The sequence below is a fragment of the Kitasatospora sp. NPDC057500 genome (assembly GCF_042802195.1).
GTDB lineage: Bacteria > Actinomycetota > Actinomycetes > Streptomycetales > Streptomycetaceae > Kitasatospora.
Genome location: NZ_JBHVER010000422.1, coordinates 1 through 1,923, shown reverse-complemented (window position 1 = coordinate 1,923; position 1,923 = coordinate 1). Strand labels below are relative to the sequence as shown.

The following is a 1,923-nucleotide window of genomic DNA, read 5'->3' as shown; positions in this document are numbered from 1 at the left end:
CACCCGCTCCAGGCGCTCCGGCGTCAGCGACTCCACCGTTCCGTCGTCGAGCACTCCGGCCGCGTGGACCACCGCCGTCACCGGCTCGCCCCGCAACACCTCGGCCACCGCGTCCGGGTCGGAAACATCGCAGGCCACCGCCCGCGCACCTTCGACCTCCACCGCGCCGCCGGAACGCGAGAGCAGCAGCAGATCGCGGACACCGTGCACCTCGGACAGATGACGGGCGATCAGGCGCCCGAGCGTCCCGGTGGCACCCGTGACAACCACGGTCCCGCCACCGAACCCGACCGGCTCCCCCGCCTCCACGCGCACCAGGCACGGGACGCGGACCTCGCCCTCGCGGACGACGGCCTGCGGCACCTCGTAGAAGGCGTCCTCGGCGGCATCCAGCAGATGGATCCGGTCCGGATGCTCCGACTGCGCCGAACGCACCAGACCCCACAGAGCGGCACCGTCCGCATCCGTGACCACCTCGCCCACCGCACCGAACGTCCGCACCACCAGACGCGATCGCGCCCACTCCGGATCGGCCAGCCACTCCTGGAGCAGCGCCAGCAGCACCGCCGACCGGTCCAACGCCGCACCCGACACCGAAGCATCCACCAACAGCACCGGAACAGGCTCGGGCAGCACGTCACCAAGAGCGATCACCACCGGCATCTCCGATGAGGCGGCCACCTCCCGCGCCACCCACTCCACCCCGAACAGCAACCGATCGGCACCCCTCGCCGACCCGCCGGGCGCCGGCAGGGGACGGAGGGCGAGACTGTCAACCTCCGCCACAGGAAGCCCGGAGGCGTCGGCCAGCGCGAGCCGCACCGAGTCGGTGGTCGGTCCGGCCTCCAGCCGCACTCGCAGCGCGGCCCCTGCCGAACGCTCCCACCGGATGCCGGAGAAGGCGAACGGCAGCCGCACGCCCTCGTCCGCCGCCAGCAGCTCCCCGGCGCCGATCGCGTGCAGCGCCGCGTCGAACAGCGCCGGGTGCACGCCGAACCCTGCGGTCTCCTCCCCGGTCGTGACCTCGGCGAACACCGTCCCGTCGCGCCGCCAGACGCGCCGCAGGCCCCGGAACGCCGGCCCGTAGGCCAACCCCGCGTCCGCGAACGCCTCGTACAGGCCGTCCAGGCCCACCTCCTGCGCACCGACCGGTGGCCAGACCACCAGCTCGGTGTCCTCCGCACCGGACGTGCCGGTCACGGCCAGCACGCCGGTCGCGTGGGTGGTCCAGCCGGTCGACTCGTCGTCCGGACGGGAGTGGACGGTCAGCGCCCGCCGCCCGTCCGCGTCGGGCCCGGCGACCAGGACCCGCAGTCGGACGGCCACCCCGTCGGGCAGCGTCAGCGGGTCCCGCAGCACCAGTTCGTCCAGGGCCGGGGTGCCCGCTCGGGCGCCCGCCGCCAGGGCCAGTTCGACCAGCGCGGTGCCCGGGACCACCGTCTCGCCGTGCACCCGGTGGTCGGCGAGCCAGGGACGGCTGCCGACGGCGAGCTTCCCCGTGAACAACAGTGCCTCGGAGTCCGGGAGTTCTACCACCGCCGTGAGCAACGGGTGGTCCGGTGCGTCGAGGCCCGCGGCGGTCACGTCACCGCTCGGCGCCGTCGGGTTCAGCCAGTACCGGCCGCGCCGGAACGGGTAGGTCGGCAGGTCGGCGCGGGCGCCGTCACCGAGCACCGACCGCCACTCCACCTGCTGGCCCCGGACGAACAGTTCGGCCATCGCGGTGAGCAGCGTCTCGACCTCGCCGCGCTCGCGGCGCAGCGCGGCGACGGCCACGACCTCCGGGCCCGTCACGTCGCCGACCAGCGCGGTGAGGACGGCGTCCGGCCCGAGTTCGAGCACGCGGGCGGCGTCGAGGGCGGTTGCGGCCTCGGCGAAGCGGACGGGCTTGCGGACCTGGTCGACCCAGTAGGCGGGGTCGGT

Annotated in this window: 1 protein-coding gene; it reads right to left on the bottom strand. The window is 74.6% G+C overall.

What is annotated here, in order from left to right; all coding sequences use genetic code 11:
* On the bottom strand, nucleotides 1-1,923 hold a 1,923-nt coding region (locus ACFU74_RS37140; RefSeq protein ID WP_380764555.1), incomplete at both ends, for a polyketide synthase dehydratase domain-containing protein.